Source organism: Nocardiopsis sinuspersici, from assembly GCF_001998325.1.
GTDB lineage: Bacteria > Actinomycetota > Actinomycetes > Streptosporangiales > Streptosporangiaceae > Nocardiopsis > Nocardiopsis sinuspersici.
Map to the genome: position 1 here is coordinate 5,273,704 of NZ_MCOK01000001.1, position 13,469 is coordinate 5,287,172.

6 protein-coding genes are annotated in these 13,469 nt (G+C 74.0%); 3 read left to right on the forward strand and 3 right to left on the reverse strand.

Annotation, left to right across the window (positions count from 1 at the left end; translation table 11 throughout):
- From NOSIN_RS22785 to NOSIN_RS22795, 3 genes are all read left to right on the forward strand, one after another.
- Positions 1 to 2,445, forward strand: a 2,445-nt coding sequence (locus NOSIN_RS22785; protein ID WP_143833077.1) for a non-ribosomal peptide synthetase, incomplete at its 5' end; no start/stop codon positions are given.
- A gap of 97 nt (positions 2,446 to 2,542) precedes the next feature.
- The gene (locus NOSIN_RS22790; RefSeq protein WP_077692693.1) at positions 2,543 to 10,315 is read left to right on the forward strand and encodes a non-ribosomal peptide synthetase; all 7,773 of its coding nucleotides are present in this window, start codon (positions 2,543 to 2,545) and stop codon (positions 10,313 to 10,315) included.
- Between the two features lie 38 nt (positions 10,316 to 10,353).
- Entirely contained in the window at positions 10,354 to 10,566 is a 213-nt protein-coding gene (locus NOSIN_RS22795; protein ID WP_077692694.1) for an MbtH family protein, read from the forward strand.
- Between the two features lie 64 nt (positions 10,567 to 10,630).
- Here NOSIN_RS22795 and NOSIN_RS22800 read toward each other — a convergent pair whose 3' ends face one another.
- Genes NOSIN_RS22800 through NOSIN_RS22810 form a run of 3 tightly spaced genes read right to left on the reverse strand, consistent with a single transcriptional unit; the run spans position 10,631 to position 13,417 of the window.
- A complete protein-coding gene (locus NOSIN_RS22800) occupies positions 10,631 to 11,578 on the reverse strand; it encodes an ArsR/SmtB family transcription factor (protein ID WP_236743418.1) in 948 nt (315 codons plus the stop codon).
- A 49-nt stretch (positions 11,579 to 11,627) separates the two neighbouring features.
- The gene (locus NOSIN_RS22805; protein WP_077692696.1) at positions 11,628 to 12,455 is read right to left on the reverse strand and encodes an ABC transporter permease; all 828 of its coding nucleotides are present in this window, start codon (positions 12,453 to 12,455) and stop codon (positions 11,628 to 11,630) included.
- Complete coding sequence (locus tag NOSIN_RS22810) at positions 12,452 to 13,417, reverse strand: ATP-binding cassette domain-containing protein (RefSeq protein WP_077692697.1); 966 nt, start codon at positions 13,415 to 13,417, stop codon at positions 12,452 to 12,454. Before NOSIN_RS22810 ends, NOSIN_RS22805 begins: the two co-directional genes overlap by 4 nt.
- Positions 13,418 to 13,469 lie beyond the last annotated feature (52 nt).

A 13,469-nucleotide genomic window follows, 5' to 3' on the forward strand; every position in this document is an offset into this window, starting at 1 on the left:
TTCGCGCGTGAGCAGGGTCTGACGGTGAACGCGCTGGTCCAGGGCGCGTGGGCGCTGCTGCTGTCCGCCCACTCCGGCGACACCGACGTCGTCTTCGGCGCCACCACCTCCGGACGCCCCGCCGACCAGCACGGTGTGGAGTCCGCCGTGGGCATCTTCATCAACACCCTGCCCGTCCGCGTCCGCATCACCCCCCACACCCCCGTCAACACCTGGCTCCACGAACTCCAGGAACGCCAGGTGGCCGCGCGCCAGTACGACTACCTTCCGCTGCCCCGGATCCAGGGTGAGGCGGGGCTGCCGGGCGACACACAGCTGTTCGACAGCCTGGTGGTGTTCGAGAACTACCCCGTGGACGAACAGGCCGCCCGGGACCACGGACTGAGGGTCCTCGACGTCACCGCCGAGGAGGCCACCAACTACCCGCTCGCGCTCAGCGCGTACGCCACCGAGCGGATCCGCCTGCTCATCGGCTACGAGCCCGACCACTTCGACGAGGACACCGCCCACCGCCTGCTCGACGACCTGTCGGCGGTCCTCGCCTCGCTGGTGCGGGACCCGAGCCGTCCCCTGGGCGCGGTGGCGGGCGCGGACTCCTCCGCCACCGCCGCCTTCACCGACGGTGCCGCACTGGACCCGCCCGAGCACACGTTGCCCGAGCTGTTCGCCGAGCAGGTGCGGGTGCGCCCGGACGCGACCGCGCTCATCGGCGACGGGACGGAGTGGACCTACGCCGAACTGGACCGGCGGGCCGAGGAGGTGGCCGAGCACCTGCGCGCCCACGGGGTCGCCCACGAGTCCCGGGTGTTCCTGTCCATGCCGCGCTCGCCGCGCGTCGTCGCCGCCATGCTGGGGGTCCTCAAAGCGGGGGGCACCTACGTCCCGCTGCACGACACCGTCCCCGCCGAACGGGTGGCCGTCCTGGCCGCCGACAACGGGGTGGACACCGCGATCGCAGATCCGGGGGCGCTGGACCTGTACGCCGGGGCGACACCGATCGCCGTGCACCGCTACGGACCCGACGGGATCACCGCGGTCGCCGCGGACTGGTCCGACCGGGCCCGGTCCGCCCACGGGGCGACCGCCGACGGAGCGCACACGCGGACGCTGCCGTCCTCGGCCGCCTACGTCATGTTCACCTCCGGGTCCACGGGCACGCCCAAGGGCGTGGTGGTCGACCACCGCAACATCGTGGCCCTCACCCGGGACGGCAGGTGGCCGGGGGCGCACGGGCGGGTCCTGTTCCACTCCCCGCACGCCTTCGACGCGGCCACCTACGAGATCTGGGTGCCGCTGCTCAGCGGCGGCACCGTCGTGGTGGCGCCCGAACAAGGTGTCACCGCCGACATGGTCCGGACGAGCGTGCGCGACCACGGGGTGAGCTCGGTGTTCCTGACCACCGCCCTGTTCAACCTCTTCGCCCAGCAGGACCCGGGCTGCTTCACCGGGCTGCGCCAGGTGTGGACCGGTGGCGAGGCCGCCGACCCGGCCTCGTTCACCCGGGTGCTGGAGGCGTGCGGGGACACCGAGGTCGTGCACGTCTACGGTCCGACCGAGACCACCACGTTCGCCACGTGCACCCCGATCGGACCGGACCGGGCGCGGGCCGGGGACTGCCCGATCGGCCGGCCGATGGACGGCACCCGCACCCACGTGCTGGACGCGGCCCTGCGGCCGGTCCCCGTCGGCGCGGTCGGCGAGCTCTACATCGCGGGAGAGGGCGTGGCACGCGGCTACGACCGCAGGCCGGGGCTGACCGCCGAGCGCTTCGTCGCCGACCCGTTCGGCTCCGGCGGCCGCCTCTACCGCACCGGCGACCTGGTGCGGTGGCAGGGGAGCGGGCAGATCGAGTTCGTCGGCCGATCCGACGGCCAGATCAAGCTCCGCGGGTTCCGGATCGAGCTCGGAGAGATCGAGAGCGCCCTGGCGAACGGCCCGGGCGTCGCCCAGGCCGTGGCGGCCGTGGTCGCGTCGCCCTCCGGAACGCGGGTCCTGGCCGGGTACCTGACCGAGTCCGTGCCCGGCACCGTCGACACCGCGGCGGTGACCGAGGAGCTCGCCCGGGCGCTGCCCTCCTACATGGTCCCGTCGGTCCTGACGGTCATGGAGTCGCTGCCGCTCAACGCCAACGGCAAGGTGGACCGCCGGGTCCTGCCCGACCCTGACTGGGCGCGGATCACCGAGAGCCGGTACGTCGCGCCGCAGACGCCCACCGAGGAACTCGTGGCCGAGGTCTGGGCCAGGGCGCTCAAGCTCGACCGGGTCGGCCGCGACGACAACTTCTTCGACGTCGGCGGCGACTCGGTGAAGAGCATCCAGGTCGTCGGCGGCATCCGGGAGGCCCTCGACGTCACCGTGCCCACCCGGGCCCTGTTCGACCACCAGACCGTCCGTTCCTACGCCCGGGCCGTCGAGGACGAGCTCATGGGCCAGCTGGCGGACTGACCCCGCGGGCGCGGGCCCGAGCCCGGTCCGCGCCCCGGTCGTCTCGTTCCCCGCTGCCTCCACCCCCCATCCCACGACCACGGCAGGAGCACGAACCATGAACGACGCCAACGGCATGAACCAGGATCGGACCCGGCTGAGGGAGGAGGTCATGCGCAGACTGCGCGACCGGGGCAGACGCACCGACGAGGTGCCCGTCCTCACCCGGGACGCACCGGCCGTGCTGTCCTTCGCCCAGCAGCGGCTGTGGGTCCTGGACCGGATCGAGCCGGGACGGGCCGACTACAACTCCGGCTTCGCCCTGGACCTGCACGGTGACCTGAGCACCGAAGCGCTCGACCGGGCACTGACCGCACTGGTCCACCGGCACGAGTCGCTGCGCACCACCTTCCGCGAGATCGACGGGGAGGGCCGCCAGGTCGTCGGCCCGCCCGCCCCGCTCCCCCTCACGGTCGTCGACACCGGTGAGGACGGACTCGCCGAGCTCGTCGGCCGCCACTACGGCGCCCCCTTCGACCTGGAGTCCGGGCCGCTGCTGCGCGTGCACCTGTTCCGGACCGGCCCGCGCCGCCACGTCCTACTCGCCGTCCTGCACCACATCATCACCGACGGCTGGTCGCTCGGCACCCTCCAGGACGAGCTGGACCGCCTGTACACGGCCGCGCTCCAGAACCCGCACCTGGAGGGCGACGGGCTCGCCGCGACCCTGGACCCCCTCCCGTTCCAGTACGTGGACTACGCCGCCTGGCAGCGCGACCGGCTCAGCGGGGAAGCCTACGAGCGCTCGCTCGCCCACTGGAGGGAGCGCCTGACCGGGGCGCGGCCGTTGGAGCTGCCCGCCGACCGGCCCCGTCCTCCGGCGCGGAGCATGCGGGGGTCCGGCCACGGCTTCCGCCTGCCCGACGCGCTGGTCGCCCGGCTCGAACAGGCGGGGCACGAGCACAACGCCAACCTGTACATGGTGCTGATGACCGCGTCCCGGATCGCCATGGCGCGCTGGACCCGTGACGAGGACGTGGTCCTGGGTACCGTCACGGCGGGCCGGGAGGACCCCAGGCTGCACGGCCTGGTCGGTTTCTTCGTCAACACCCTCGCCCTGCGCGGCCGGGTGGACGAGACGCTCTCCTTCTCCGGCAACCTCGCCCGGACCCGGGACGAGGTCCTGGCCGACTTCGACCACGCCGAGGTCCCCTTCGACGCCGTCGTGGACGCGGTGCTGACCGAGCGGGACCCCGCCGTCCCGCCGCTGGTGCAGGCCGCCGTCGTCCTGCAGAACGTCGGGAACGGCGGGGAGGCCTCCCTGGGCGACCTCGATGTACGGCCGTTCCCGGTACGGCGCGAACACGCGGTGTTCGACCTGACCCTGGAGTTCCGGAGAGACGCCGAAGGGCTCGCCGGGTCCGCCGAGTTCAACACCGACATCTTCGACGAGGCGACCGTCGCCCGGTTCGTCTCCGACCTGCGCGACGTGTTGGAGGGCGTCGGCGACGACCGTCCCCTGCGGGCCCTGCGACCGGGTGGGGAGGACGCGGTCGTGCTGGACGGGCCCGCCGGCCCCCGTCCGCGCACCCTGCCCGAGCTGCTGGCCGCACGGGTGTCCGCCCACCCCGACGCCCCGGCCCTGGTCGGGCCCGGCGAGACGGTCTCCTTCGCCGAGCTCGACGACCGGGCGGCCCGGATCGCCGGATACCTGCGCGAGCACGGTGTGCGGCGCGGCGACCGGGTGGGGGTGTGCCTGGAGCGCGGGCCGGAGACGGCCGTGCTGTTCCTGGCCGTCGTGTACGCCGGCGCCGTCTACCTGCCGCTGGACCCGGACTACCCGACCGATCGGCTGGCCTACATGGCCGACGACGCCGGCCTGACGGTGGTCCTGGCCGCCCCGGAGTCAGCAGACCGCCTCCCGGGGTCGACGCGCGTGCTGTTCCCGGGCGACGGCGGGGAGGGCGAGCCACTGCGCGAGGCCCTCACGGTGCACGACCCGGCGTACATGATCTACACCTCCGGGTCCACCGGACGTCCCAAGGGCGTGGTCGTCCCGCACCACGGCATGGCGGCGCTGGCCCGGACCCAGGGCCGGCTGATGGACGTCGGCACCGGCTCCCGACTGCTGCAGTTCGCCTCTCCGAGCTTCGACGCGTCCGTCGCCGAGCTGCTGGTCGCGCTGCTCAACGGAGCCGCCACCGTCCTGCTTCCCCGGGCCGGCCTGGTCGGGGACGGGCTCCCCGCCGCGCTGCGTGACCACCGGATCAGCCACGTCACCCTTCCCCCGGCGCTGCTGCCGGGCCTGGACCCCGCCGACCTGGGCCCCGTCGAGCACCTGCTCGTCGCGGGCGAGGCCTGGCCGGGGGAGCTGGTCGGGCGTTTCTCAGGCCGCCGGATGTACAACGCCTACGGGCCCACCGAGTCCACGGTGTGCGCCACGATGAGCACTCCGCTGTCCGGCTCGGGAACGCCGCCCATGGGCGCCCCGGTCGCCGGGACCAGGGTCCAGGTGCTCGACCGCTGGCTGCGCCCGGTGCGTGACGGTGTCCCCGGCGAGCTGTACATCAGCGGGGACGGGCTCGCGCACGGGTACTGGAACCGGCCCGGGCTCACCGCCGGGCGCTTCGTCGCCGACCCCTTCGGGCCGTCCGGGTCGCGCATGTACCGCTCCGGTGACGTGGTGCGCCGCCGCCCCGACGGGGAACTGGAGTTCCTCGGCCGGGCGGACGACCAGGTCAAGGTTCGCGGGCACCGTATCGAACCGGGCGAGGTGGAGGCCGCGCTGGCCGGCCTGCCCGAGGTCGGGCGGGCGGTCGTCGTGGTGGACGGGAGCGGATCCGGGCACAGGCTCGCCGCCTACGTCGTCCCCGCCGACGGGACCGCGCCCACGCCGGCGGAGCTGGCCGAGAGCGCCGCCGGGGTGCTGCCGGGGTACATGGTCCCCGCCGCGTTCGTCCTGGTGGACCGCGTTCCGCTGACCGCCAACGGCAAGACCGACCGCGGGGCACTGCCTCCGGTCGACTGGGCCGGGCAGTCCCGGGCCGAGTACACGGAGCCGCGCACCCGTGCCGAACGCGACCTCGCCGCCCTGTGGTGCGACCTGCTCGGCCTGGAGCGGGTCGGGGTGCACGACGACTTCTTCCGGGTGGGAGGGGACTCCGTCGGGGTGGTCCGGATGGTCGCCCGCGCCGCCGACGCCTTCGGGACCCGGCTGCCGGTGCGTACGGTCTTCGACCACCCGACCGTCGCCGAACTGGCCGAGCTGCTGACCACCGGGAGCGCCAAGGGCGCCGACGCCGCGGACACCGCCCTCGTTCCCGTGTCCCGTGACGCCGACCTGCCGCTGTCGGCCGCCCAGCGCCGCCTGTGGTTCCTCGACCGCTACGAGCCCGGCGGCTCGGAGTACAACTCCGGAGGTGCGCTGCGGCTCACCGGGCCGCTGGACGTGTCCGCCCTGAACGCGTCCCTGGACGCCCTGGTCCACCGGCACGAGTCGCTGCGCACCACGTTCGCCGAGCACGACGGGCGCCCGGTGCAGACCATCGGAGCCCCCACGGGGGCCGACCAGGCCACCGCCGACCTGAGCGCCGTCCCGGCGCGGGAGCGGGAGGCCGCGCTCGACGAGGTGCTCGCCGAGTTCGTGCACCGCCCCTTCGACCTGGCCGGGGGTCCCCTCTTCCGGGCGCTGCTGGTCACCCTGGCCCCCGACGAGCACGTGCTCGCCCTGGGCATCCACCACATCGTCGTGGACGCCTGGTCCCTGTCGGTCCTGACCCGGGAGCTCGGCGCGCTCTACCGGGCCGCCGCCCGGACGGGGGCCGGCACCGGGCCGGAGGCGCTCGCCGAACGGGCCGGACTGCGCCCGCCCCGCCTGCAGTACGCCGACTTCGCGGCGTGGCAGGACACCTACCTGGAGTCCGGCCCCTTCCAGGAGCGGCTCGACCACTGGCGGGAGCTGCTGACCGGCGCCGAGCCCCTCTCCCTGCCCACCGACCACCCGCGGCCCCCGGTGCGCCGGGGCCGGGGCGCGACCCGTGCCTTCGAGGTCCCCGAGGCGACCCTGGCCGCCGTCCGTGACCTGGAGGCCTCCACCGGCGCCACCCTCTTCATGGTGCTGACCGCCGCCGTGCAGGTGGTCCTGTCCCGCTACACGGGGCAGCGCGACATCGTCCTCGGAACGGTGGTCTCCGGCCGCGACCGCGTGGAGCTGGAGGACGTGGTCGGGTTCTTCGTCAACACGCTGGCGCTGCGGATGCGCGTGGACGAGGCGCTCACCGGGACCGAGCTGCTCGCGGCGGTCCGCGACACCCTGCTCACCGCCTTCCAGAACGGTGACGTCCCCTTCGACACCGTGGTGGACGCGGTCGCCCCGCGCCGCGACCCGTCCCGGCCCACTCTGGTCCAGGCCGTCGTCGCGCTGCAGAACGCCCCCGGGCAGGTCTGGGAGATCGACGGGCTGTCCGTCGCCGAGCAGCCCCTCACCCGGGGCAGCTCCCTGTTCGACCTCAGCGTGGACTTCTACGTGGACGGCGGGCGTCTGCACGGCTCGGTGGAGTACGACACCGACCTGTTCGACCCACGGACCGTCGACCGTTTCGCCGAGCACGTGTGCGCCCTGCTGGAGGGGCTCACGAGGGCACCCGACGCGCCGGTGCACACGGTGGACCTCATGCCCGGGGCCGAGCGCGCCGCCCTCCTGGCCGCGGGAAGGGCGCCTGAAGCACGAACCAGCGGTCCCGGCGGGGGCCACGTCCTCGACGACCTGGCCGAGCTGGCGGCGAGCGGACCCGGCCGTCCCGCGCTGTCCGACGGGACCGACTCCCTGTCCTTCGGCGAGCTGGACGAGCGCGTCAACCGCCTGGCCCGGCGCCTGGCCGGGGCGGGGGTCGGTCCCGGAGACCGGGTGGTCACGGTCCTGCCCCGCACCGTCGAGGCGGTCGTCGGCCTGTTCGCGGTACTGCGGTCCGGGGCGGCCTACGTCCCGGTCGACCCCGCGGCCCCCGCCGAACGGGCGCGCACCGTCCTGGAGCACTCGGGCGCCGGGCGGATCCTCGCCACCCGGGACACGGCGGAGTCCGCCCGGCGGTCCCTGGGCGAGGGGGTACCGGTCACGGTGGTGGACGAGGCGTCGGAGGAGTCGGGCGCACCGGTCGCCGACGCCGACCGGACGCGCCCCCTGCACGGTGGACACCCCGCCTACGTGATGTTCACGTCCGGCTCGACCGGGACCCCCAAAGGGGTCGTGGTCACCCACGCCAACCTGTGCGCCATGGTCACCGCCTACCGGGCCGCGGTGCTGGACGGTCCCGACACCGACGGCCGCGGGCTCACCGCCGCGCATCTGGCCGCGTGGACCTTCGACGCCTCCTGGGACCCGTTCGCCTGGCTGCTGAGCGGCCACCGCCTGCACGTGGTCGACGAGCGGACCCGCACCGACGCCGAGGCGCTGCGCGACCACCTGGACCGGCACCGGGTGGACTACCTCGACACCACCCCCTCCTACCTGGCCCACCTGGTCGCCTCCGGGCTCCTGGAGGAGGGGCGTCACCCGCTCACCGTGCTGACCGTGGGCGCCGAGGCGCTGGACGAGGCCCTGGCCGAGCGGCTCGCCTCGGCCGGGGTCCGCGCCGTGCACAACTTCTACGGGCCGACCGAGAACACCGTGAACAGCACGGTCTGGCGTGTCCGGCCCGGAGCACGCCCGCTGATCGGCCGCCCCGTCGCCGGGACCCGCGCCCTGGTCCTCGACCCGTGGCTGCGGCCGGTCCCCCCGGGCGTACGCGGCGAGCTCTACCTGGCCGGGCCGTCGCTGGCCCGGGGCTACGAGGGCGCGCCCGGGCTGACCGCCGAACGCTTCGTGGCCGACCCGTACGGGTCGGGGGACCGGATCTACCGGACCGGGGACGTCGTTCGCTGGACCGCCGACCACGAGTTGGAGTTCCTGGGGCGAGACGACGACCAGGTCAAGATCCGCGGCTTCCGGATCGAGCTCGGCGAGGTCGAGTCGGTGCTGGCCGCGCTGCCCGGGGTCCGCTCCGCGGCCGCCGTGGTCAGGGAGGACGGTCCCGGCGTCCGTCGGCTGGTCGGCTACGTCGTTCCGGAGGAGGGCGCGCCGGACGCGGGCGCCGCGGCCGTCCGGGAGGGCGCCGCGCGGCGGCTGCCCGACTACATGGTGCCGGCGGCCGTGGTCGTGCTGGAGGACATCCCGCTCAACGCCAACGGCAAGACCGACCGCAAGGCGCTGCCCGCCCCCGCCGACGACGCGTTCGGCACCGCCGGGTACGTTCCGCCGCACGGGCCGACCCAGGCCCTCCTCGCCCAGGTCTGGGGGGAGCTGCTGGGGATCGAGAAGGTCGGCGCCCACGACAACTTCTTCGACCTGGGCGGTGACTCGATCCTGAGCATCCAGCTGGTGTCCCGGGTACGCGCCGCCGGGCGGGAACTGGCCTCCAAGGACGTCTTCCTGCACCAGACCGTCGACGCGCTCGCCGCCGCCATGGACGCCCGGGAGGAGGCCGGTCCCGGTGGGGAGGACGCCGCGGCCGGGCCGGTCACCGGGGAGGTCGTCCTCACGCCGGTGCAGCGCTGGTTCCTCGACACGCATCCGCGCTTCCCCCAGCACTTCGACATGTCCCTGCTGGCGGAGACCGTGCCGGGCACCGACCCGCGTCTGGTGGCCCGCGCCGCCGAGCACGTCCTGGCCCACCACGACATGCTCCGGCTCAGGGTCGAGCGCGCCGAGGGGGAGTGGCGACAGCACCTGGAAGCGGAGACCGCACCCGGGGCGGTGCGCGTCGTGGACGCGGCCGGCCTGTCGGAGGCCGGTGTCGAGGAGCTCCTCGCGTCCGAGGCGGGCCGGGACCGGCCTTCGACGCGCCTGGCCGAGGGGCCGCTGTTCGAGGCGGTGGTCGTGGACACCGGGACGGCGGACCGGCACCGGCTGCTGCTGTCGGCGCACCACATGGTGGTGGACGGGGTGTCCTGGCGGGTGATCCTGGAGGACCTCGCCATCGCCTACGGGCAGCTGTGGGACGGGCGTCCGGTGTCCCTCGGCGCGAAGACCACCCCGTTCCCGGTCTGGGCGGACCGTCTGGCCGCGTTCGTCCGGGAGGGCGGGTTCGGAGACGACGTGGAGGCCTGGGCCGAGACCCTCTCCGGCGCCGCCACGGCCCTGCCCCTGGACCTGGACGGGGGCCCCAACGACGTGGCCTCCCAACGCGTGCTCACCTCGGAGCTGTCGGAGGAGGACACCGCCGCCCTGCTCTCCCGGGTGCCGGGGGCGTTCCGGTGCCGGATCGACGACGTGCTCCTGGCCGCGCTCGGCCGGGTCCTCGCCGACTGGACCGGCTCCGGCCGGATCCTGGTGGAGAAGGAGGGACACGGCCGCGAGGACCTCTTCGAGGACGTGGACCTGTCCCGCACGGTCGGCTGGTTCACCACCGTCTACCCGGTCGTGCTGGACCTGCCGGAGGGGGACGGCTGGCCGGGGACGGTGGCCGCCGTCAAGCGCCAGACCAGGAGTGCCCCGCGCGGCATCGGGTTCGGGGCGCTGCGGTACCTGGCGGAGGGCCCGGACACCGAGCCGCTGCGTGCTCTGCCGGAGGTCCCGGTCTCCTTCAACTACCTGGGCCGGTTCGGTGAGGCGGAAGGGGACGGACTCGTCCGCCGATTCGCCCCCGTTCCCGGCCCGGACCACGCCCCGGACGAGGAGCGCACCAACCTGCTCGACGTCACCGGCTCGGTCACCGGCGGGCGGTTGGAGTTCTCCTGGACCTACTCGGCCAACCGGCACCGCGACGCGACCGTGGAACGACTCGCCCGGTCCTTCACCGGCGCCCTGCGAGAGCTGGTCGCATCGGCCCCGGCCCGGCGCGGCCGCCGAAACTGACCCCGCCCACCGCAAGTACGAGAGAGACGAGGAAGAACATGAGCGGCAACCCCTTCGAGAACGACGACGCCACCTACCTGGTCCTGGTCAACGCCGAGGGACAGCACTCCCTGTGGCCGTCCTTCGCCGAGATCCCCGAGGGCTGGGACATCGCCCTGGAGGAGACCTCCCGTGAGAGGGCGCTGGCCTACGTGGAGGAGAACTGGACGGACATGCGTCCGAAGAGCCTGGTGACCGCCCTGGGCGAGTAGGCGGCGCCACGACGGGGCGGGGCGGCCGGACCCGGCCGCCCCCGCCCCGTGCGGTTCCGGTCGCTCAGGCGGTCTCGGCCAAGCGGGCCCAGCTCCGGGTGCGGTGCCCCGCGCCTCCCGTGCCGCAGTGGTCGAGAAGGGCCCGGCCGAGGTCGGTGGCCAGGTGCCGGACCCGGTTCCCGTCACGGGTCGTGGTGATCAGTCCCGTTTCCCGCAGCACCGCGGTGTGCTCGCTTACCGAGGTGGGCGACACGTGGAGGGCCTCGGCCAGCTCTCCCGTGGAGACCGGGGAGACCAGCCCGCCCAGGACGGCGGAACGGGTCCGGCCGAGCAGCCGGCCCAGCGCCTCCGGGGACCGGTTCGGCTCCGGCAGCAGGGAGTCGAGCGATTCGCGGGGGCCCAGAGCCGGGAACAGCAGCGCTGTCCGGGGCAGTCCCGACTCCGGGTCGGCCCACTGCTCCACCCGGGGGCCGGAGCCCAGGAACACCGAGGGGAGCAGGTCCAGGCCGTGTCCCCGAGGGTCCAGGTCCAGGTCCCGGCCGTCGGCGACCTCCAGGCCCGTGTCCGTCCACCGGCAGGCGTCCCCCAGGGACTCCACCGCCACCGCCGTCCCCTCCCCGGCCGCCAGGGCCCCGATCCGGTCGGCGGCCAGCACCTGGAGTGCCCGCACGCGGGCCTGCCCGGGGACGAGGACCTGGGCCACCCGGCCCAGGGTCCGCACCGCGCGCCACACGCGGTCGGGTGTGTGCGGTTCGGGGGCGCGGGGCCCCTCGGGCGACTGCGCCAGGGACAGCACGTCGGGCAGGAGCCCGTGGGCCTCCACCAGTTCCGCCCGTACGAGCGGCAGCGTGGACAGCCGGAGCCGGGTACGGCGCGCCCACCCGGAGGCCCCGGGACGGGCCGCGCCGGAGAGAGCGGACTCCAGAGCGTGGGCGGCCTCGATCAGCATGGACAGTTCTGGCCGAACGCGGACACGCGCCGCGTCCCGCGTCGTCAGGTGGACTCTGGTCACGTGGGACGTCCTTTCCGCCTCGGAGGGGACACGGGTGCCATCCGTCGTGTCACCGGACCTTGCGCAGGTAGGCGCGTACCGCGATCGGTAGGAGGACGGCGTGGCAGACGGCCACGGCGACCAGGCTCACCGCCAGCGGTTCCGCGACGGGACCGCCGATCATCAGCCCGCGCACCGTGTCCACGAAGTAGCTGACCGGGTTGATCCCGGTCCAGACCTCCAGCCAGTGGGGCATGGTCTGCGGATCGGCGAAGATGTTGCTGCCGAAGGTCAGCGGCAGGATGACCGCCGTCGCGACCCCCGGGACCGCCTGCGGGCTCGCGACCACCATCCCGACCAGCACCGACAGCCAGCACAGGGTCAGTCCGAACACGATGACCAGGACGCAGGCCAGCAGCGCCGACAGCGGGTCGGTCTGGATCCGGAAGCCCAGCGCGAACGCCAGCAGCAGCAGGACGGTCACCGCCACGACGTAGCGGATGATGTCGCCCAGCACCGCGCCGACCAGCGGCGCCGACCGCGCGATCGGCAGGCTCCGGAACCGGTCGAACACACCCTTGGAGATGTCGGTGCTGAGCGCCATCCCGGTTCCCATGCTCGCGTACATGGTGATCTGCACCATCAGTCCGGGGACCAGGGTCTGGAGGTAGTCCTGCCAGCCGCCGGAGATCGCTCCGCCGAACAGGAAGACGAACACCAGGAGGAACAGGACCGGCTGGATGACCGTGTCGATCAGCGTCGCGGGTGTGCGCGCGACGTAGCGCAGGTTGCGCTTGGCCAGGGTCAGGCTGTGGCCGAGCCCCTCGAACACGCCGATCCGCCGTCTGGCCTCCGGGTTCAGGGCGGGCGCGGGAGCGGCGAGGGTCGGGGCGCTCATGCGGGGCTCTCCTCAGTGGTGTGGTCGGGCAGGGGGCGGCCGGTCAGGGAGAAGAACACGTCGTCGAGGCTGGGCAGCCGCAGCGCCAGCTCGTCGGTGGCGATCGCCCTCTGGTCCAAGCTCCGGACCAGGGACGACAGCAGGACCGGGTCGTCGGTCGGCGCGGTGATCGTCGTGCCGTCCGAGCTCAGGACGGGCCTGCTCCCGAGCAGGTCGGTGACGAGGCCGGCCACTCGGTCGATGTCGGCGGAGTCGACCGGGCGCACGTGCAGGGTCTGGGATCCGGTCGTGCGCTTGAGCTCCTGGGGCGAACCCTCGGCCACCACGCGGCCGTGGTCGATCACGGTGATCCGGTCGGCGAGCTCGTCGGCCTCCTCCAGGTACTGCGTGGTGAGCAGGACCGTGGTGCCGTCGTCGGCGAGTTCACGCACGATGCGCCACAGGTCTCCCCGGCTGCGCGGGTCCAGACCCGTGGTCGGCTCGTCCAGGTAGAGCACGCGGGGCCGGCCGACCAGGCTGGCCGCCAGGTCGATCCGGCGCCGCATCCCGCCCGAGTAGGTCTTGACGGGGCGGTTCCCGGCCTCGACCAGGTCGAAGCGCTCCACCAGCTCCCGGGCGCGTGCCCTCCACTCCCGGGAGGGCATCCGCAGGAGCTGCCCGATGAGTTCGAGGTTCTCCCTGCCGGTGAGCTCCTCGTCCACCGACGCGTACTGCCCGGTGAGGCCGATCAGGCCGCGGACCGTCACCGGGTCGCGCAGCGCGTCGTGGCCGGCGACGCGCACGCTGCCCTCGTCGGGCCACGACAGCGTCGCCAGGATCCGTACCGCCGTGGTCTTGCCGGCCCCGTTGGGGCCCAGCACTCCCAGGATCGATCCGGTGGGGACCTCCAGGTCCACCCCGTCCAGGGCGGTCGTCCCACCGAACCGCTTGACCAGGCCGACGGCCTGGATACAGGTGTCCATCACGATTCCTCCTCATGTCCGCCGCCACTCTCCCGGCACGGGCGGACACCGG

Excerpts from the sequence above, each read along its gene's own strand:
- NOSIN_RS22795 (WP_077692694.1), top strand. The coding sequence starts at position 10,354 with ATGAGCGGCAACCCCTTCGAGAACGACGACGCCACCTACCTGGTCCTG.
- NOSIN_RS22790 (WP_077692693.1), top strand. The coding sequence starts at position 2,543 with ATGAACGACGCCAACGGCATGAACCAGGATCGGACCCGGCTGAGGGAG.
- NOSIN_RS22810 (WP_077692697.1), bottom strand. The coding sequence starts at position 13,417 with ATGGACACCTGTATCCAGGCCGTCGGCCTGGTCAAGCGGTTCGGTGGG.
- NOSIN_RS22805 (WP_077692696.1), bottom strand. The coding sequence starts at position 12,455 with ATGAGCGCCCCGACCCTCGCCGCTCCCGCGCCCGCCCTGAACCCGGAG.